Raw genomic sequence first — 19,201 nt, 5'->3', positions numbered from 1 at the left:
CGGCGCGGGTCCGCTCCATGTCCGGCCGGACGCACGCCGGCGCGTCTGCACAAAAGCGGCGGCGGACCGTTGCCGGCCCGCCGCCGTCCGCCTGCGTCCCGCGCGTCAGTTCGGCTGCTTGCGGCTGACCGCGCGATAGCCGATGTCGTGGCGATACTGCATCCCGTCGAACGAGATCTGGTTCACCGTCTCGTAGGCGATCGACTGCGCGCTGCGCACCGAGTCCGCGAGGCCGACCACGCACAGCACGCGGCCGCCCGACGTCGTCAGCTTGCCGTCGACGAGCGTCGTGCCCGCGTGGAACGTGACGGCGTCCGCGGTCTCGGCCGGGATCTCGCTGATCCGGTCGCCCTTGCGCGGCGCGTCCGGATAGTTGTGCGCGGCCAGCACGACGCCGAGCGCGGTGCGGCGGTCCCATTCGAGTTCGACGGTGTTCAGCGTGCCGGCGATCGCGTGCTCGAAGACCTTCGAGAAGTCGCCCTTCAGCCGCGCCATGATCGGCTGCGTTTCCGGGTCGCCCATCCGGCAGTTGAATTCGAGCGTCTTCGGGTTGCCCTGCGCGTCGATCATCAGGCCCGCGTACAGGAAACCGGTGTAGCGGATGCCTTCCTTCTCCATCCCGCTGACGGTCGGCAGGACGATCTCGCGCATCACGCGCGCGTGCAGCTGCGGCGTGACGATCGGCGCGGGCGAGTACGCGCCCATGCCGCCGGTGTTCGGGCCGCGGTCGCCGTCGAGCAGCCGCTTGTGGTCCTGGCTCGACGCGAGCGCGAGCACGTGCTTGCCGTCGACCATCACGATGAAGCTCGCTTCCTCGCCGGCGAGGAACTCCTCGATCACGACGCGCGCGCCGGCGTCGCCGAGCTTGTTGTCCGCGAGCATCATGTCGACGGCCGCGTGCGCCTCTTCGAGCGTCGTCGCGACGACCACGCCCTTGCCGGCCGCGAGGCCGTCGGCCTTGATGACGATCGGCGCGCCTTGCGCGTCGATGTACGCGTGCGCGGCGGCTGCGTCGGAGAACGTCTCGTACGCGGCGGTCGGAATGCCGTGCCGCTTCATGAACGCCTTCGCGAAGTCTTTCGAGCTTTCGAGCTGCGCTGCTTCCTTCGTCGGGCCGAACACCTTCAGGCCGCGCGAGCGGAACAGGTTCACGATGCCGGCTGCGAGCGGCGCTTCCGGCCCGACCACGGTGAACGCGACCTGCTCGCGCTCGGCGAAGTCGGCGAGTTCGCCGATGTCCGTGATGTCGACGTTCGCGAGCCGTTCGTCCTGCGCGGTGCCGCCATTGCCCGGCGCGACATAGACGAGCTGTACGCGCGGCGCCTGCGCGAGCTTCCACGCGAGCGCATGTTCACGGCCGCCAGAACCGACGACGAGTAACTTCATGTAAATCCCCGAAAGACCAGAAAAACGGTAGCGGCCGATGCCCTCGCATCCGCCGCCGCATCGCGCGGCGCGCGGTCGCCGGCGGGCAGCTTCGCCCCGCCGGACCCGCGCGACCCGCCGCGCGAACCAGCAAGCAGCCAGTCAGCGCGCGGCGCGTACTCTGCGCCGCGCGCGAAAACGCGTCACTCGTCGGCGATCGACGCGTTCGTGTACACCTCCTGCACGTCATCGAGATTCTCCAGCGCGTCGAGCAGCTTCTGCATCTTCGCTGCATCGTCGCCGGTGAATTCGACTTCAGTCTGCGGCTTCATCGTGACTTCCGCGAGTTCCGCCTTGAAACCCGCGGCTTCGAGCGCGGCTTTCACCGTCGCGAAATCGTTTGGCGGGCAGACCACCTCGATGCTGCCGTCGTCGTTCGTGACGACGTCGTCCGCGCCCGCTTCGAGCGCGGCTTCCATCAGCTTGTCTTCCGGCGTGCCGGGCGCGAACAGGAACTGGCCGACGTGATCGAACATGAACGACACCGAGCCGTCGGTGCCCATGTTGCCGCCGAACTTCGAGAACGCATGGCGCACTTCCGCGACGGTGCGGGTGCGGTTGTCGGTCATCGTGTCGACGATGACCGCCGCGCCGCCGATGCCGTAGCCTTCGTAGCGGATTTCCTCGTAGTTCGCGCCGTCCACGCCGCCGACGCCGCGCTGGATCGCGCGGTTGATGTTGTCCTTCGGCATGTTGGCGTCGTAGGCCTTGTCGACGGCGAGCCGCAGGCGCGGGTTCGAGTCGATTTCGCCGCCGCCGAGGCGCGCGGCGACCTGGATTTCCTTGATGAGCCGCGTCCAGACCTTGCCGCGCTTCGCGTCGGCAGCCGCCTTCTTATGCTTGATGTTGGCCCATTTCGAATGACCCGCCATACCTTTTCTCCGTCGCGCGCGCCGGCGAGGGCGCACGCATAGTGCAATGTCGTTGCGATCGCGGACCCGGCGGCGCGTAGGTCGCCCGATGCGCCAGCCGTTGCGCCGCTGAATCCTGGAATGTCTTGTCCGCCTGCCTGCCGGGATGCCGGTTCGTCCGGCGCGTGTCCTGGGTTTCCCGCGCGTCCTGTGCGTCTGGTGCGTTCCGCGCGTCCCGTTCGCGCGGTTGCGTCGGGCGGCTGGCCGACACTGCGCGCGGCGCAGGCCCCGCAGCTTGCCGCAGGTCCGTAAGCCCGTATTGCCACGCGACGCGGGCCGGGGACGCCGTTTCGGCGCCCATTCAGGCGGACGTGAATTTTATCACGGCGGAACCGCGCGGCCTTGGGCTGCGGTGCGACGCGAGCTGCGCGGCGGGCCGCGCGTTACGGGCTGCGGTCCGGGCTGGCGGCGGCTTCGACGGGCGTTCGACGGGCGTTCGACGGGCGTGCGGCGGGGCGGGGCCTGGCCGGCCGCACGATGGTCCGATCGGCCAGGGGACGGACGGGGGCGGCGGGCGATCCGGTTGTCCGGCGCGTGCGACGAGCGCGGCTGTCCGGCCCACGTGGAAGGCGCGGGCGTTCGGCGCGGTCGGAAGGCACGAGCGAAAAGCGCGGGAGAAGCCACGCGAACCAGTCGCGCAGCCACGCATCGCAGCGACCCCTTCCGCCGGGCGAACCGGCCCAATCGAGCGAAGCAGCCGCCCGTCCGCCGAAGCGAAACGCTCAGTTTTTCGTGCCGAACAGCCGGTCGCCTGCGTCGCCGAGGCCCGGTTCGATGTACGCATGTTCGTTCAGCCGCGTGTCCAGCGACGCGACGAACAGCTTCACGTCCGGATGCGCGTTCTGGAACACCTCGACGCCCTCGGGGGCCGCGACGAGCGCGAGGAACATGATCCGGTCGCCGCCGACGCCGCGCCGCTTCAGCACGTCGATCGCGTGCACGGCCGAGTTGCCGGTCGCGACCATCGGATCGCACAGGATGAACGTGCGGTCCTCCAGGTCGGGCAGCCGCACCAGGTATTCGACCGGCCGGTGGTCGTCGTCGCGGTACACGCCGATGTGGCCGACCCGCGCCGACGGGATCAGTTCGAGCAGCCCGTCCGACATGCCGACGCCGGCGCGCAGCACCGGCACGATCGCGAGCTTCTTGCCGGCGATCACCGGCGCGTCGAACTCGACGAGCGGCGTCGTCACGCGGCGCGTCGTGACCGGCAGGTCGCGGGTGATCTCGTAGCCCATCAGCAGCGTGATCTCGCGCAGCAGCTCGCGGAACGTGCGCGTCGAGGTGTCCTTGTCGCGCATGTGGGTGAGCTTGTGCTGGATCAGCGGGTGATCGAGGATGAAGAGATTCGGAAAACGGCTGTCCTGTTTCATGACGGGGCGCACGACGGCGACAAGAGGGATCGGAGGGCGGCCCGGCCGGCGCGGCGGGGCGTTTGCCCGGCGCGGCCGGCGGCGGTGCGCGGCGCGGCCGTGCAACGAGGATCGGAAGTCCGACGGATCGCGCGGCTCGCGCAGCTCGGCGGGCCGCGTGACAGCCGAAAGTATACGGGAACTGCCGCGCGCGCTGGCCGCGAAACGCGGCCGCGTCACGTGGAGCGCGCCTCGTATCCGCAGGCCGCGTCCGGCGGCCGCCGCGCGATTCTTCTAGAATCGGGGAGCGGACGGCGCGGGCGTCGGAACGCGCCGCCGACACGACAAGGTTACGCAACGCAAAAGGACACCAAACGATGGACATGGGCATCGCAGGACGCAACGCGCTCGTCTGCGCGGCAAGCAAGGGACTCGGGCGCGGCTGCGCCGAGGCGCTCGCCGCGGAAGGCGTGAATCTGACGATCGTCGCGCGCACCGCGGACACGCTGGAGAAGACCGCCGACGAGATTCGCAGCAAAACCGGCGTCACCGTGAAGACGGTCGCGTGCGACATCACCACGCCCGAGGGCCGCGCGGCCGCGCTGGCCGCGTGCGGCGAGCCGGACATCCTCGTGAACAATGCAGGCGGGCCGCCGCCCGGCGACTTCCGCAGCTACACGCACGACGACTGGCTGCGCGCGGTCGAGGGCAACATGCTGACGCCGATCGAGCTGATCAAGGCGACTGTCGACGGGATGATCGCGCGCGGTTTCGGGCGCATCGTGAACATCACGAGTTCGTCGGTGAAGGCGCCGATCGACGTGCTCGGGCTGTCGAACGGCGCGCGCTCGGGGCTGACCGGCTTCGTCGCGGGCATCGCGCGGCAGCTCGCGCCGACCGGCGTCACGCTGAACAACCTGCTGCCGGGCTCGTTCGACACCGACCGGATCGCCGCGACGATCGTCGCGCAGGCGAAGGCGAACAACATTTCCGAGGACGAGGCGCGCGCGCGGCGGGTCAAGTCGATCCCGGCGGGCCGCTTCGGCACGCCCGACGAATTCGGCCGCGCGTGTGCGTTCCTGTGCAGCGTGCATGCGGGTTACATCACCGGCCAGAACTGGCTGATCGACGGCGGCGCCTATCCGGGCACCTACTGATGTCGTCTTTCCATCGAGCCAACGAACCACGGAGCACCGTTTCATGCCGACCCGCGTCGCGCTGATCGCGCACGACCACAAGAAGGACGACATCGTCACGCTGGCGGGCGAATACGCCGACACGCTGCGCCGCTGTGAACTGATCGCGACCGGCACGACCGGCGCGCGGATCGCCGCGGTGCACGGCCTGACGGTCGAGCGGATGCTGTCCGGCCCGCACGGCGGCGACCTGCAGATCGGCGCGCGGCTCGCCGAGGGCGAGGTCGACATGGTGATCTTCCTGCGCGACCCGATGACGCCGCAGCCGCACGAGCCGGACATCAACGCGCTCGTGCGCGCGTGCGACGTGCACAACGTGCCGTGCGCGACGAACATCTCGACCGCGCGGATGATTCTCGACGTACTGAAGCTGCGCCTCGACGCCACGATCTGAGCGTGCGGGCGCGGCGTTTTCAAGGAGACACGATGTGAGCAAGGCAATCCGTTACGACCGGACCGGCGGCCCGGAGGTCATGAGGTGGGTCGACGTCGACGTGGGCGATCCGGGCGAGGGCGAGATCCGCATCCGGCAGACCGCGGTCGGGCTCAACTACCTCGACGTGTATTTCCGCAACGGCCTGTACCCGCAGCCGCTGCCGGCCGGTCTCGGCTCGGAGGCCGCCGGCGAGGTGACGGCGGTCGGCGCGGGCGTCACCGCGCTGAAGGCCGGCGACCGCGTCGCGTACGTCGCGCGGCCGCCGGGCGCGTATGCGCAGGAGCGCGTGCTGAAGGCCGCGCAGGTGGTGAAGCTGCCGGACGCGATTTCGGACGAGGCGGCCGCGTCGGTGATGCTGCAGGGGCTCACCGCGCAATACCTGCTGCGCCGCACGTACCGCGTGAAGCCGGGCGACACGATCCTGATCCAGGCGGCGGCCGGCGGCGTCGGGCTGCTGGTGTGCCAGTGGGCGAAGGCGCTCGGCGCGACGGTGATCGGCACGGTCGGTTCGGACGACAAGGCGCAGATCGCGAAGGCGCACGGCTGCGATTACCCGATCGTCTACACGCGCGAGGACTTCACCGCGCGCGTGCGCGAGATCACGAACGGCGCGGGCGTGCCGGTCGTGTACGACTCGATCGGCAAGGACACGTATGTGAAGTCGCTCAACTGTCTCGCGCCGCTCGGGATGTTCGTGAGCTTCGGCAACGCGTCGGGGCCGCTGCCGCCGATCGACTCGTCGGAGTTCGCGGGACGCGGGTCGCTGTTTTTCACGCGGCCGACGCTGTTCACGTACATCGCGAAGCGCGACGACTATGAGGCGATGTCGGCGGAACTGTTCGACGTGATCGCGTCCGGCAAGGTGAAGACGTCGATCAATCAACGGTATCCGCTGGAGGACGTCGCGACCGCGCATGCGGATCTCGAAGGGCGGCGCACGACCGGCTCGACGATCCTGCTGCCGTAGTTCACCGGGAACGCGCGCGGCGAGGTTCGCGGCGCGCGTGGCTGGAGGCGCGGGCGGTCATGCCGTCCCGTTCGATCGACCCGCTTCGAGCGGATGGCAAACGGCAGCGCGCGTTTGCCATCCGCTCGCCACAATGCGACGATCGCGGGCAACGCGGCGCGGCATGCTCCGCGATTCCACGCACCGCATGAACGCCCCCGATCCCGACGATCTCCCTGATGCGCAGCCGCAACACGCCCACGCCGGCGCGCGCCGTCGCGGCCGGCTGACGATCTTCTTCGGCGCGGCGGCGGGCGTCGGCAAGACCTCCGCGATGCTGCGCGCCGCGCGGCGACGCGCGCAGGAGCGCGTGGACGTCGTCGTCGGCAGCGTCGAAACGCATCGGCGCGACGAAACCGCCGCGCTGCTCGACGGCCTCGACTTGCTGCCGCCCGCGCCGCTCGACCACCGCGGCGGCACGTTCACGGAATTCGATCTCGACGCGGCGCTCGCGCGCCGCCCGCAGTTGATCGTCGTCGACGAACTCGCGCATTCGAACCCACCCGGCTCGCGGCATCCCAAACGCTGGCACGACGTGCGCGCGCTGCTCGACGCGGGCATCGACGTGTACACGACGCTGAACGTGCAGCACCTCGAAAGCCTCGCGGACGGGGTCGGCCGGATCGCCGGGGTCCGCGTGAACGAGACCGTCCCCGACCGGCTGTTCGACGACGCCGACGAGGTGACGCTCGTCGAACTCGCGCCGGACGAACTGCTGGGCCGGCTGCGTGACCGGCAGCCGTCGTTGCCCCAGCCGTTCTTCAGCAAAGGCAACCTGATCGCGTTGCGCGAACTCGCATTGCGGCGGCTCGCGGACCGCAACGGTGCGGCGAAGGACGGGCATCGTTCCAGCCCGCCGTCGCAGGTTCGCGAGCGGTTGCTGGCCTGCATCGGACCGGGGCCGGACGCCGAAGCCGTGGTGCGCGAGGCCGCGCGGCTCGCGGCGAGTCTCGGCGCCCGCTGGTATGCGGTCCACGTCGAAACGCCGAAGCTGCAACGCCGGTCCGGCGCGCGGCGCGAGTCCGCGCTCGCCGCGCTGAAGCTCGCGGCCGGACTCGGTGCGGAAGCGACGAGACTCGCCGGCGACGACGCGGCTGCGACGCTCGGCGGTTATGCGCGGCTGCGCGGCGTGTCGAGGCTGGTCGTCGGCGGCGCGGCGCGCGCGGGCCTCGCGCGCTGGCGAAGACCGTTCGGCGAGCGCGTCGCGCAACACGCCGGCGACGTCGATCTGATCCGGGTGATGCGCGCGTCGGCGCACGGTTCGGCCGACGCTGGCCCCGCGAACGGCGGCGCAGGCGGCGGACGCGCGCCGGCCCCGCGCCGCTCGCCGCTGCGCGCCTACGCGTGGGCGCTCGCGATCTGCGCGGGTGTCACGCTGGTCGCAAGCCGGTTGAGCGGCCGCATCGACCTGACGAACCTCGTGATGCTGTACCTGCTCGGCGTGATCTTCGCGGCCGCGAAGCTCGGGCGCGGGCCGGGCGTGCTGCTGTCGTTCGCGAGCGTCGCCGCGTTCGATTTTTTCTTCGTGCCGCCGACGCTGTCGCTGACGGTGTCCGATACGCAGTACCTGCTGACGTTCGCCGGCATGCTGCTGACGTCGCTCGTGATCAGCCACCTGACGTCGAGCCTGCGCCGCGAGGCGAGCGTCGCGCAGCGGCGCGAGCAGCGCACCGGCGCGATGTACGCGATGGCGCGCGACCTCGCGGCCGTGCTGACGGTCGAGCAGATCGTCGCGACCGGCAGCCGTCACGTGAGCGACGTGTTCGGCGCGCGGGTCGCGATCCTGTTGCCGGATGCGGACGACCGCGTGCGGCCGGCGGCCGTCGAAGCCGATCCGCGGACCGCGCTCGACGCGCGGCAACTCGATCTCGACATCGGGCAGTGGGTGTACGACCGGCGGCTGCCGGCCGGCCCCGGCACCGATGTGCTGCCGGCCGCGGCCGCGCGCTACGTGCCGCTGAACGCGCCGGTGCGCGCGCGCGGCGTGCTCGCGGTGCTAGTGCGGGAAGGGCGCGACGGCCGCGAACGGCCGGAGCCCGGGCAGCAGCGGATGCTCGATGCGTTCGCCGCGCAGATCGCGCTCGCGCTGGAGCGCGTGCATTACGTGGACGTCGCGCGCGACGCGCTCGTCGGCATCGAGTCCGAGCGGCTGCGCAACTCGCTGCTGTCCGCGATCTCGCACGACCTGCGCACGCCGCTGACGACGATCGTCGGTTTCGCGTCGATGCTCGCGCGCACGCGCGACGCCGCGAAGGCGGGAGCGAACCCGGCCGCGGGCGCCGATGCGGATGCCGACGCCGACGAGCAGACCGGCGAACTCGTGGACGCGATCCACGAAGAGGCGCTGAGGATGACCGGCATCGTCACGAACCTGCTCGACATGGCGCGGCTGCAGTCGGGCAGCGTGAAGCTGAACCGGCAGTGGACGCCGCTCGAAGAGACGGTCGGCGCGGCGCTCGCCGCGTGCCGGCGCGTGCTCGCGGCGCATCCGGTGCGCGTCGCGCTCGAACCGGGGTTGCCGCTGCTGAACGTCGACGCGGTGCTGATGGAGCGGCTGTTCGCGAACCTGCTGGAGAACGCGGCGAAGTACACGCCGCCCGGCACGCCGGTCGAGATCGGCGCGCGGCGCGTCGTGGACGACGACGGCCGCGCGTTCGTGCGGGTCGCGATCGACGATCGCGGGCCGGGGCTGCCGCCCGGCATGGAGGCGCGGGTGTTCGACAAGTTCACGCGCGGCGACGCGGAGTCGGCGCAGCCCGGCATCGGGCTCGGGCTCGCGATCTGCCGCGCGATCGTCGACGCGCACGGCGGTACAATCGGCGCGGCCGGCGTCGGCGCGGCCAGCATTGGCGCGGCCGACGGGCGTGCCGAAGGCGCGTCGTTCTGGTTCACGCTGCCGGTCGGCACGCCGCCGCCATTGCCGCTCGATGTCGCGGACGATCCAGTCGACCCCGCCAACGCTCCCGACGTCCCCGCACCGAAACCCGCCCATGAGTGATCCCAGCGTCGCGGTAGTCCTGATCGAAGACGAGAAGCAGATTCGCCGTTTCGTGCGCGTGTCGCTCGAAGGGGAGGGGATGAGCGTGTTCGAGGCGGCGACCGGCAAGCAGGGGCTCGTCGAGGCGGCGACGCGCAAGCCGGACCTCGTGATCGTCGATCTCGGGCTGCCGGACACCGACGGCCTCGACGTGATCCGCGAACTGCGCGGCTGGAGCGACCTGCCGGTAATCGTGCTGTCCGCGCGCACCCAGGAAAGCGAGAAGGTCGCCGCGCTCGACGCGGGCGCCGACGATTACCTGACGAAGCCGTTCGGCGTGTCGGAACTGCTCGCGCGGATTCGTGCGCATCTGCGGCGGCGCAATCGCGGCGGAGCGGGCGACGCGCCGCAGGTCGGTTTCGGCGGCGTGATGGTCGATCTCGCGCTGCGGCGCGTGACGCGCGACGGCGAACCGGTGCATCTGACGCCGATCGAATACCGGCTGCTCGCGGCGCTGGTGCGCGACGCGGGCCGCGTGCTCACGCACCGGCAACTGCTGCGCGAGGTGTGGGGGCCGTCGCACGTCGAAAGCAGCCACTATCTGCGGATCTACATGGCGCATCTGCGGCAGAAGCTGGAGCGCGATGCGGCGCAGCCCGAGTTCATCGTGACCGAGACGGGCGTCGGCTACCGGCTCGTCGGCGCGCAGTAGCCGCGCGCGGCCACGCGCATTACGGATCGTAAGGACTACGGCGCGGGCTCGGCGGCGCGAGAAATCGCGCGCCGCGCGAGGCGGCCGCGAATCTCCTGCGCCACACGCCGATCCGCCGCCCACTGCCGCTCAATGCAATGCGACACCTTGCTGCGGCGGTGCAGCGGCCGTGGCTATAATGGAACCGTCATCACCCCAACTACTCCGCGCCGCGAACGCGACGCGGGCCGACGCACCCGGAGCGCGGCCTGCACGGGCCGCGGCAGGACGCCCGCCTTGGGCGGCGCCCCGCGCGAGGAGGCAGCCATGGAACCACTTTCGCTAGCAGCGGGCCTGTCGTGGGGCAGCGGTCTGCGTCTTTACCTGACCGTGCTGATCGTCGGCGTGCTGCAACGCGTCGGCGCGATCCATCTGCCGGATACGCTGTCGTTCCTCGCGTCGCCATGGGTGATCGGCGTCGCCGCCGCGCTGACGATCCTCGAATTCCTCGCCGACAAGATCCCCGCGTTCGACTCGCTGTGGGACGCGCTGCACACGTTCATCCGCATCCCGGCCGGCGCGCTGCTCGCGGCCGGTTCGCTCGGCCACGCCGATCCGGCGCTGCTGACCGTCGCCGCGCTCGCGGGCGGCACGCTCGCCGGCACCGCGCATCTCGCGAAGGCCGGCACGCGCGCGCTGATCAACCTGTCGCCGGAGCCGGTATCGAACGTCGTCACGTCGGGCGCGGAGGACGGCATCACGTTCGTCGGCGTGCTGCTCGCGCTGTTCGTGCCGTTCCTGTTCCTGATCCTGCTCGCGTGTTTCCTGCTGGTCGCCGCGTGGGCGCTGCCGCGCCTGTGGCGCGGCGTGCAGGGCGGCTTCCGCGGAATGGCGACGCACATGGTGTCGCGCTTCGGCTCGCTGCGGAGCCGTCACGATTGAGCCGCGCCACCCCCAACCGCCCGTTCATCGCGCCGAAGCCGGCGCGCACCGACTGGCCGCACCTCGTGCGGCTCTCCCTGCGGATGACCGCGCGCGACTGGCGCGCGGGCGAACTCACGATGCTGCTGCTCGCGCTGGTGCTCGCGGTCGCGGCGCTCGCGAGCGTCGGTTTCCTCGCTGACCGGCTGCAACGCGGACTGGAGCGCGATGCGCGGCGGATGATCGCCGCCGACTTCATCGTCCGCGCCGATCATCCGGTCGATCCGCTGTTCGCGAACGAAGCACGCGCGCAAGGGCTGCGCACCGCGACGACCGCGATTTTCCCGAGCATGGTGAGCGCGGGGACGCCGGCTTCGCCGCCGCAAACCGCGCAGACGCAGCCCGGCGACCCGCAAACGCCCACCCGCCTCGCCGCGATCAAGGCGGTCTCGGACGGTTATCCGCTGCGCGGCGAACTGCGGATCGCGGCGTCGCCCGGTGCGCCGGATCGCGTCGCGCAAGGCATTCCGCCGCCCGGCACCGCGTGGGTCGACGACGAACTGCTCGGCGCGTTGAAGCTGCGCGTCGGCGACACCGTGAAGGTCGGCACGCGCACGCTGACGATCGGCGCGGTCATCACGCGCGAACTCGATCGCGGTTTCTCGTTCGTGAACTTCTCGCCGCGGCTGATGATGCGCGCGGACGAACTCCCGTCCACCGGCCTCATCGCTTACGGCAGCCGCGTCACGTACCGGCTGCTGGTCGCGGGCGCCGATCCGGCCGTCGCGAACTTCGCGGCGTTCGCGCACACGCAGGTCGATGGCGGCAAGATGCGCGGCGTCGCGTTCGAATCGCTGCAGGACGGCCAGCCGCAGGTGCGCCAGACGATCGACCGCGCGCGTCACTTCCTGACGCTCGTGTCGCTGTTGACCGCACTGCTCGCGGCCGTCGCGATCGCGATGGCCGCGCATCGCTACACGCGCCGGCATCTCGACGGCTGCGCGTCGCTGCGCTGCCTCGGCGCGAGCCAGCGCACGCTGCGCGCGCTGTTCGTGCTGGAGTTCGCGGGGCTCGGGATCGCCGGCGGCGCGGTCGGCGTCGCGCTCGGGTATGCGGGGCATCTGGCGCTGCTCGCGCTGCTCGGCAGCCTGATCGACGTCGCGCTGCCGTATCCGGGGCCGCTGCCGGCCGTCGAAGGGATCGCCGCCGGCCTCGTGCTGCTGCTCGGTTTCGCGCTGCCGCCGCTGCTGCCGCTGACGCACGTGCCGCCGGTGCGCGTGCTGCGCCGCGAGTGGGGCGACGAAGGCCGCACCGCGTGGGCCGCGTATGGCGTCGGCATCGTGCTGTTCGCCGCGCTGCTGGTGCTCGCGGCGGGCGAACTGAAGCTCGGCGGCATCGTCGCGGGTGGTTTCGCGGCCGGGCTGCTGGTGTTCGCCGGCCTCGCGCGGCTCGCGTTGTGGGGCGCGGCGCGGATCGCGCGCAGCGAGCGCTTCGGCGGACAGGTCCGCGCGGGCATCGGCTGGCGTTATGCGTTCGCGTCGCTGGAGCGGCGGCCGGGCGCGAGCGCGTTGCAGATCACCGCGCTCGGCATCGGGCTGATGTGCCTGCTGCTGATCGCGATGACGCGCAACGACCTGGTCGACGGCTGGCGCAAGTCGACGCCGCCCGACGCGCCGAACGAATTCCTGATCGACATCCAGCCGGAGCAGCGCGGCGCGGTCGGCGCGTATCTGCGCGCGCACGGGATCGCGGACGCCGACCTCGCGCCGATGGTGCGCGGCCGGCTCGTGTCGATCAACGGCAAGCCGGTGAACCCGGACAACTACAAGACCGAGGACGCGCGGCGGCTCGTCGATCGCGAATTCAACCTGTCGTACACGACCGACCTGCCGGCGGACAACCTGATCGCCGCGGGCCGCTGGTACGGCGATTCGGCCGAGCCGCAACTGTCGATCGAGCAGGGGCTCGCGAAGATCATCGGCGTGCAGCCGGGCGACGTGCTGCGCTTCGACGTGGCAGGGCTCGAAGTGGAGGCGCCGGTGACGAGCGTGCGCAAGCTCGACTGGGGGTCGTTCAAGGTGAACTTCTTCGTGCTGATGCCGCCCCCGCTGCTGCGCGACTTCCCGGCGACGTTCATCACGAGCTTCCATCTGCCGGGCGCGCAGCGCGACACGGTTGACGGCCTCGTCGCGAAGTATCCGAACGTGACCGCGATCGACATTGCGCCGATCCTCGCGCAGATCCAGCGCGTGCTGGAGCAGGTGATCGGCGCGGTGCAGTTCCTGTTCCTGTTCACGCTCGCGGCCGGCGTGCTGGTGCTGTACGCGGCGCTCGCCGGCACCCGCGACGAGCGGATGCGCGAATCCGCGCTGCTGCGCGCGCTCGGCGCGTCGCACCGGCAGGTGCGCGCGGTGCAGGTCGCGGAGTTCGTCGCGGTCGGCGCGCTCGCGGGGCTGATGGCGGCGATCGGCGCGCAGCTGATCGGCTGGGTGCTCGCGACGCGCGTGTTCGACTTCCACCTCGCGTTCAATCCGTGGCTGCTGCCGGCCGGGATCGCGGGCGGCATCGTGTGTGCGGGTGTCGGCGGGTGGATCAGCCTGCGGCACGTGCTGATGCGGCCGGCGTTGCAGTCGTTGCGGGACGCGTAGCGTAGCTCGGCGAACGGCGGCGGCCGGACCGCGAAGCATGCAGGTGCGCGGCGGCACCTGCATGCGCCGGCCGTCGCGACGATCCCGTTTCGCGCCCGCGCCCCAACGCCCGCTTCTTTCGCGCGCCGCATCCGCGTTTGATCCATCCCCTGAATGCCGCCTCGGCACCTGTGCGAAAATCGGCGATCCGGCGGCCGGCGCGTCGTTGCGTATGCCGGCCGCCTTCCGTTTCCCGCATTCACCGACTTTATGACCGATCCAGCCGACGAAGCGCCGCAACAGCCGACGGCCTTCGAACTTGTCGGCGGCGAGGCGCGCGTACGCGAACTCGTTGACCGCTTCTACGACCTGATGGACCTCGAAGCCGAATTCACGGGCCTTCGCGCGCTGCATCCGCCGACGCTCGACGGCTCGCGCGACAAGCTGTTCTGGTTCCTGTGCGGCTGGCTCGGCGGCCCCGACCACTACATCAGCCGCTTCGGCCATCCGCGGCTGCGCGCGCGGCACCTGCCGTATGCGATCGCGTCGTCGGAGCGCGACCAGTGGCTGCGCTGCATGGCGTGGGCGATGGAGGACGTCGGCCTGCCCGAGCCGCTGCGCGAACGGCTGCTGCATTCGTTCTTCGAGACCGCCGACTGGATGCGCAACCGCAACGGTTGACCGCGATTCGGCGCGCCGCCGCTTCGCCGTTCACGGCGGGCGGCATCACGCAGCAGGGGGAGGCTTCCGTTGACAACGACCCGCGCCACGCCAGGCGACAGCCCGTACCCGCTCGACCGCGACGCAGTCGATCCGCGTGCGCGGGACGTGCTCGACTTCTGGTTCGGCGAACCCGGCTCGGCCGACTACGGCCGCAAGCGCAAGATGTGGTTCAAGAAGGACGAAGCGTTCGACACGAACCTGCGCGACCGTTTCGGCGCGCTGCTCGAAGCGGCGCGGGCCGGCGCGCTGCTCGAAGCGGCGCGGGCCGGCGCGCTCGACGGCTGGACCGCGACGCCGGCCGGTACGCTCGCGCTGGTGATCGTGCTCGACCAGTTCTCGCGCAACTGTCATCGCGGCACCGCGCTCGCGTTCGCCGGCGACGCGAAGGCGCTCGGCCTTGCGCAGCAGCTTGTCGGGAGCGGCGCGGACCGGCAGTTGCCGACGCTTTTCCATCGGGTGTTTGCGTACCTGCCGTTCGAGCACGCGGAATCGGCGGACGCGCAGCGCGAATCGCTGCGGCTCTTCGGCGAACTCGCGCGCGAGCCGGGTAGCGGGGACGTCGGGGGTTTCCACGATTACGCGCTGCGGCACGCGAAGGTGATCGGGCGCTTCGGCCGTTATCCGCATCGGAACGCGGTGCTGGGCCGCGTATCGACGGACGCCGAACTCGCGTTCCTGCGCGAGCCCGGGTCGTCGTTCTGAACGTCGTTCGGAAACGTGCCGCGCGACGCGGCGGGCGTGCCTAGCGGCCGCCGCTCACGTCGATGAGCGCGCCGGCCACGTACGACGCCGCGTCGCTCAACAGCCAGACGATCGCTTCCGCGACTTCGTCGGCCGCGCCGGGCCGGCCGAGCGGCGTCTGCGCGCCGAGCACCGCCGCGCGTTCGGGCCGGCCGCCGCTCGCATGGATCTCGGTGTCGATGAGGCCGGGCCGCACCGCGTTCACGCGGATGCCCTGCGGGCCGAGTTCCTTCGCGAGCCCGATCGTCATCGTGTCGATCGCGCCTTTCGAACTCGCGTAATCGACGTATTCGTTCGGCGAGCCGAGCCGCGCGGCCGCCGACGACACGTTGACGATCGAGCCGCCGTCGCCGCCGCGGTCCTTCGACATCCGCCGCGCCGCCTCGCGCGCGCACAGGAACGCGCCGTACACGTTCACGTCGAACATCCGCTTCAGCCGTTCCGCGCTCATGTCGGCGATCGCCATCGACGGCGCGACGATCCCCGCGTTGTTGACGAGCGCGTCGATGCGCCCGTACGCGCTTTCGAGCGCATCGAACATCGCGATCACGTCAGCCTCGTTCGCGACGTCGCCGCGCAGCACGCGCGCGCGGCCGCCGGCGCGGCCCACTTCGGCGGCGGTCTCGTCGGCGGCCGGCTCGTTGTGCTGGTAATTGACGCCGACGGTCCAGCCGCGCGCGCCGAGCAGCCGCGCGGTCGCGCGGCCGATGCCGCGGCTCGCGCCGGTGATCAGGACAACCTTGCTCATCGGAATTCCCTTCAGGAGAACGTGGAACGGACGAATGGAAGACGCGCCCCGCGCGCCGGACGATTCGATGCGGACCGCCTCAGACCGGGTCGCTCAGACCGAGTCGCGCATTTCCGACCACTTGTCCTTCGCGGGCGGCCGGTAGCTTTGCAGCTTGCCGATCAGCTTCGCCGGGTCGGTGTCGATCTGCAGCAGGTCGAAGTAGGTCTGACGCATGAAACCCTCGCTGACCGTGTGCGTGAGCAGCGAAATCAGCGGATCGTAGAAGCCGTCGATGTTCAGCACCGCGACCGGCTTGTGGTGATAGCCAAGCTGCGCCCACGTGTACACCTCGAACAGCTCTTCGAGGGTGCCCGCGCCGCCGGGCAGCGCGACGAACGCGTCGGACAGGTCGGCCATCATCTTCTTGCGGTGGTGCATGTCGGGCACGACGTGCAGCTCCGACAGCCCGTTGTGGCCGACTTCCTTGTCGACCAGCAGCTCGGGGATCACGCCGATCGCGCGGCCGCCGGCGGCCATTACTTCGTCGGCGATCACGCCCATCAGGCCGACCTTGCCGCCGCCGTACACGAGCCCGAGGTTCGCGGCGACGAGCGCGCGGCCGAACGCCTTCGCGGCTTCCGCATAAACGGGACTCGCGCCCATCGACGAGCCGCAGTACACACAGACAGCTTTCATTCGCGAATATCCTTCGTGGCGGCGCCGCGCGCGGGCGCGTCGCCGGTTGGGTTGGTCGCGCCGCCGGCGCCGTCGCGCGGCGGCAGGTAATCGTAGAACTCCCGCAACGGCCGCTTGCCCGACACGAGGTCGTCGAACAGCTCGCGCGAGCGGTCGCGCAGGAACGGCGCCATCACCGACACGATCTGCACGCTCACCTGATGCAGTTCCGTGCGGATTGCTTCCTGCTCGTTGTACTTGCGCGGGTTCATCACGAACTGGTACGACAGCCAGTAGGTGGCGATCACGCCGATGTTCGTCGCGATCACGCGGATCTCGTCGGGCGTCGCGACCATCTGGCCGTCCTCGACCAGTTGCTCGCAGAACTGCTGCGCGAAATGCACCTTGTGGCTGATGATCTGCTTGAAGTGCATCTCCAGCGTGCGGTTGCGCGCGAGCAGGTCGTTCAGGTCGCGATACAGGAAGCGGTAGCGCCACGTGAAGTCGATCATGTATTGCAGATACGACCACATCTCGTCGATCGTCGCGCGATGGTCGTCCGGAAAGCGCAGCCGCTTGCTGATCTCCTGCTCGAACTGGCTGAAGATGCTGTTGATAATGTCGTCTTTGTTGCGGAAGTGGTAGTACAGGTTGCCTGGACTGATTTCCATTTCCTCGGCGATCGTCGTGGTCGTGACGTTGGGCTCGCCGATCTCGTTGAACAGCTTCAACGACAGTTCGAGGATCCGTTCGCGTGTGCGGCGGGGAGGTTTGGCTTCCATGTCGTCCGGCCCTGAAAGTGCCGGGCCGCGCGCGAGAGCGGCAGCGTGCTGCTTCGCGTTGACTGCCCGGACGCGGTTGGTCTTTTTTGACTGTCGTTCGATTATAAACCGCGCGTTCGCGTGGAACGCTGCCGCTGCGGGCCGCGCGCCCGCCTGTTTCGGGACTTCGGCGGCGCTTACCGCTACTGCGAGCGCAGCCAGTGCAGCAGCGGCGGCCCGAACGCCGGCACGAGGATCAGCAGCCACGTCATCACGCAGACGAGCAGCGCGATCATCACCGCCGCGCTGCCGAAGTCCTTCGCGCGTCGCGACAGCTCGTGGCGTTCGAGCGAGATGCGGTCGATCGCGGCCTCGACGCTCGAATTGAGCAGCTCGACGATCAGCACGAGCAGCACCGAGCCGAGCAGCAGCACGCGCGCGACCGGCTCGACCGGCACGAGGATGCCGATGGGCAGCAGGATCGCCGCGAGCGTCAGCTCCTGGCGAAACGCGCTTTCCTCGCGGATCGCGGTGCGAAAACCCGCGAGCGAATTCTTCAGCGCGTGCCATGCGCGCGTGAGCCCGCGATTGCCCTTGTACGGGTTGAACGGCAGCGGCGCGAGCGGATCGTCGGGGCCGAGCGGCTCGTGCGCGTGGGCCGGCTCGGCGTGTTCGTCGTACTCGGCGTGCTCGTCCGGATCGGCGTGCGCCACGCGTGGCGCGGACGGATGCGCGATGGATGGCTTCGGCACGGCGGCGGAGCGGGCGGCCTGGGACGGGGAAGGTGAACGATGCGGCATGGCTGTACGCGGTAGCCGTTCAGTATCGCACGCCGGCACGGCGTCCGGTTTCGAGGCGCCGACCGGCGGGGCGGCGCGGTCGGCGGGGCGGATCGGCGAGGGCCGGTGCATTGCGGGCGTCCGTCGGGCCTGACGGGGTCACGCGGCCGCGCTGGATTCCTGCAGCGGATGATGCGCGCGCGGCTTCAGATGCGACGCGAACTGCTCGGACGCCGCGCGCCACGAGTAGCGCTCGGCCCAGGCGCGCGCGGTCGCGCGGTCGATCTTCAGCGCCTCCAGACACGCTTCGCGCAGGTCCTCGTTCATCGCGCCCGCGCCGCCGTCGGCGAGCACGTCGACCGGGCCGGTGACCGGGTACGCGGCGACCGGCGTGCCGCACGCGAGGGCTTCGAGCAGCACGAGGCCGAAGGTGTCGGTGCGGCTCGGGAACACGAACACGTCGGCGGCCGCATAGACCTTCGCGAGTTCGGGCTGGCTCAGCACGCCGAGATAGTTGACCTGCGGATAACGCGACTTCAGTTCGGCGAGCGCCGGGCCTTCGCCGGCGACCCACTTGGAGCCCGGCAGGTCGAGTTTGAGGAACGCCTCGACGTTCTTCTCGACCGCGACGCGGCCGACGTACAGGAAGATCGGCCGGGCGGTGTTCAGCACCTTCGAGTCCATCGGCTCGAAGATGTCGAGATCGACGCCGCGGGTCCACAGCACGACGTTCGTGAAGCCGAATTTTTCGAGGTCGGTCTTTACGACCGGCGTCGGCGCCATCACCGCGAGCGAGCGCTTGTGGAACCAGTGCAGGAACCGGTAGGTCGCCGCGAGCGGGATGCCGAAACGCGCCTCGACGTACTCCGGAAAACGCGTGTGATACGCGGTCGTGAACGGCAGCCCGTGCTGCAGCGCATAGGCGCGCGCGGCGAGCCCGAGCGGGCCTTCGGTCGCGATGTGCAGCGCGTCGGGCGCGAATTCGTCGATGCGCCGGCGCAGATGACGCTTCGGAAACAGCGACAGCCGGATCTCCGGATACGTCGGGCACGGCATCGTGCGGAATTCGAGCGGCGTCAGCAGATCGACCTGATGGCCGAGCGCGGTCAGCTCGCGCGTCGTGTTCTTGAGCGTGCGCACTACGCCGTTGACCTGCGGCTCCCATGCATCGGTCACGATCATTACTTTCATCGGTGCTCGGCCCTCTGGTCGGTCGGTACGGTCGTCCCGACCGCGTTGCAGCCGCGTTG

17 protein-coding genes are annotated in these 19,201 nt (G+C 70.4%); 9 read left to right on the top strand and 8 right to left on the bottom strand.

Annotated features, from left to right (window positions below; genetic code table 11):
• Positions 1 to 105: 105 nt before the first annotated feature.
• The 3 genes from purD to upp form a co-directional block, all read right to left on the bottom strand.
• On the bottom strand, positions 106 to 1,386 hold the full coding sequence (gene purD / locus BLV92_RS13375; protein ID WP_090545619.1) for a phosphoribosylamine--glycine ligase: 1,281 nt from the start codon (positions 1,384 to 1,386) through the stop codon (positions 106 to 108).
• 182 nt (positions 1,387 to 1,568) lie between these two features.
• Complete coding sequence (locus BLV92_RS13370) at positions 1,569 to 2,297, bottom strand: YebC/PmpR family DNA-binding transcriptional regulator (RefSeq protein ID WP_090545617.1); 729 nt, start codon at positions 2,295 to 2,297, stop codon at positions 1,569 to 1,571.
• 761 nt (positions 2,298 to 3,058) lie between these two features.
• On the bottom strand, positions 3,059 to 3,709 hold the full coding sequence (upp, locus tag BLV92_RS13365) for a uracil phosphoribosyltransferase (protein WP_090545615.1): 651 nt from the start codon (positions 3,707 to 3,709) through the stop codon (positions 3,059 to 3,061).
• 356 nt (positions 3,710 to 4,065) lie between these two features.
• Between upp and BLV92_RS13360 the strand changes: the two genes are divergently transcribed.
• The 9 genes from BLV92_RS13360 (at position 4,066) to BLV92_RS13320 (ending at position 14,967) form a co-directional block, all read left to right on the top strand.
• The gene (locus BLV92_RS13360; RefSeq protein WP_090545613.1) at positions 4,066 to 4,845 is read left to right on the top strand and encodes an SDR family oxidoreductase; all 780 of its coding nucleotides are present in this window, start codon (positions 4,066 to 4,068) and stop codon (positions 4,843 to 4,845) included.
• A gap of 43 nt (positions 4,846 to 4,888) precedes the next feature.
• Positions 4,889 to 5,278, top strand: coding sequence for a methylglyoxal synthase (locus tag BLV92_RS13355; RefSeq protein ID WP_090545611.1), 390 nt, complete (start codon positions 4,889 to 4,891; stop codon positions 5,276 to 5,278).
• A gap of 34 nt (positions 5,279 to 5,312) precedes the next feature.
• The gene (locus BLV92_RS13350; RefSeq protein WP_090545608.1) at positions 5,313 to 6,287 is read left to right on the top strand and encodes a quinone oxidoreductase family protein; all 975 of its coding nucleotides are present in this window, start codon (positions 5,313 to 5,315) and stop codon (positions 6,285 to 6,287) included.
• Positions 6,288 to 6,474: 187 nt separating this feature from the next.
• Complete coding sequence (locus BLV92_RS13345; protein WP_090547053.1) at positions 6,475 to 9,324, top strand: sensor histidine kinase; 2,850 nt, start codon at positions 6,475 to 6,477, stop codon at positions 9,322 to 9,324.
• The gene (gene kdpE, locus BLV92_RS13340) at positions 9,317 to 10,015 is read left to right on the top strand and encodes a two-component system response regulator KdpE (RefSeq protein WP_090545606.1); all 699 of its coding nucleotides are present in this window, start codon (positions 9,317 to 9,319) and stop codon (positions 10,013 to 10,015) included. Before BLV92_RS13345 ends, kdpE begins: the two co-directional genes overlap by 8 nt.
• A 306-nt stretch (positions 10,016 to 10,321) precedes the next feature.
• Positions 10,322 to 10,936, top strand: coding sequence for a DUF4126 domain-containing protein (locus tag BLV92_RS13335; RefSeq protein ID WP_090545604.1), 615 nt, complete (start codon positions 10,322 to 10,324; stop codon positions 10,934 to 10,936).
• An 83-nt stretch (positions 10,937 to 11,019) separates the two neighbouring features.
• Entirely contained in the window at positions 11,020 to 13,563 is a 2,544-nt protein-coding gene (locus tag BLV92_RS13330; RefSeq protein WP_090547052.1) for an ABC transporter permease, read from the top strand.
• Between the two features lie 249 nt (positions 13,564 to 13,812).
• Complete coding sequence (locus tag BLV92_RS13325) at positions 13,813 to 14,223, top strand: group II truncated hemoglobin (RefSeq protein WP_090545602.1); 411 nt, start codon at positions 13,813 to 13,815, stop codon at positions 14,221 to 14,223.
• A 69-nt stretch (positions 14,224 to 14,292) separates the two neighbouring features.
• The gene (locus tag BLV92_RS13320; protein WP_090545600.1) at positions 14,293 to 14,967 is read left to right on the top strand and encodes a DUF924 family protein; all 675 of its coding nucleotides are present in this window, start codon (positions 14,293 to 14,295) and stop codon (positions 14,965 to 14,967) included.
• A 40-nt stretch (positions 14,968 to 15,007) separates the two neighbouring features.
• On the opposite strand, the gene BLV92_RS13315 is transcribed toward BLV92_RS13320, so the two are convergent.
• The 5 genes from BLV92_RS13315 to BLV92_RS13295 form a co-directional block, all read right to left on the bottom strand.
• Entirely contained in the window at positions 15,008 to 15,754 is a 747-nt protein-coding gene (locus BLV92_RS13315; RefSeq protein WP_090545598.1) for an SDR family oxidoreductase, read from the bottom strand.
• A 93-nt stretch (positions 15,755 to 15,847) separates the two neighbouring features.
• On the bottom strand, positions 15,848 to 16,432 hold the full coding sequence (locus BLV92_RS13310) for an LOG family protein (protein WP_090545596.1): 585 nt from the start codon (positions 16,430 to 16,432) through the stop codon (positions 15,848 to 15,850).
• The gene (locus BLV92_RS13305; RefSeq protein ID WP_090545593.1) at positions 16,429 to 17,193 is read right to left on the bottom strand and encodes a TetR/AcrR family transcriptional regulator; all 765 of its coding nucleotides are present in this window, start codon (positions 17,191 to 17,193) and stop codon (positions 16,429 to 16,431) included. Before BLV92_RS13305 ends, BLV92_RS13310 begins: the two co-directional genes overlap by 4 nt.
• Before the next feature lie 182 nt (positions 17,194 to 17,375).
• Positions 17,376 to 17,972 (bottom strand): diacylglycerol kinase, encoded by a 597-nt coding sequence (locus BLV92_RS13300; RefSeq protein WP_244283792.1) that lies wholly within the window; start codon positions 17,970 to 17,972, stop codon positions 17,376 to 17,378.
• A gap of 138 nt (positions 17,973 to 18,110) precedes the next feature.
• Entirely contained in the window at positions 18,111 to 19,142 is a 1,032-nt protein-coding gene (locus BLV92_RS13295) for a glycosyltransferase family 4 protein (RefSeq protein ID WP_090545589.1), read from the bottom strand.
• Positions 19,143 to 19,201 lie beyond the last annotated feature (59 nt).

The organism is Paraburkholderia caballeronis (genome assembly GCF_900104845.1).
GTDB lineage: Bacteria > Pseudomonadota > Gammaproteobacteria > Burkholderiales > Burkholderiaceae > Paraburkholderia > Paraburkholderia caballeronis.
The sequence above is the reverse complement of the archived record's forward strand: the minus strand, read 5'-3'. Positions and strand labels throughout refer to the sequence as shown.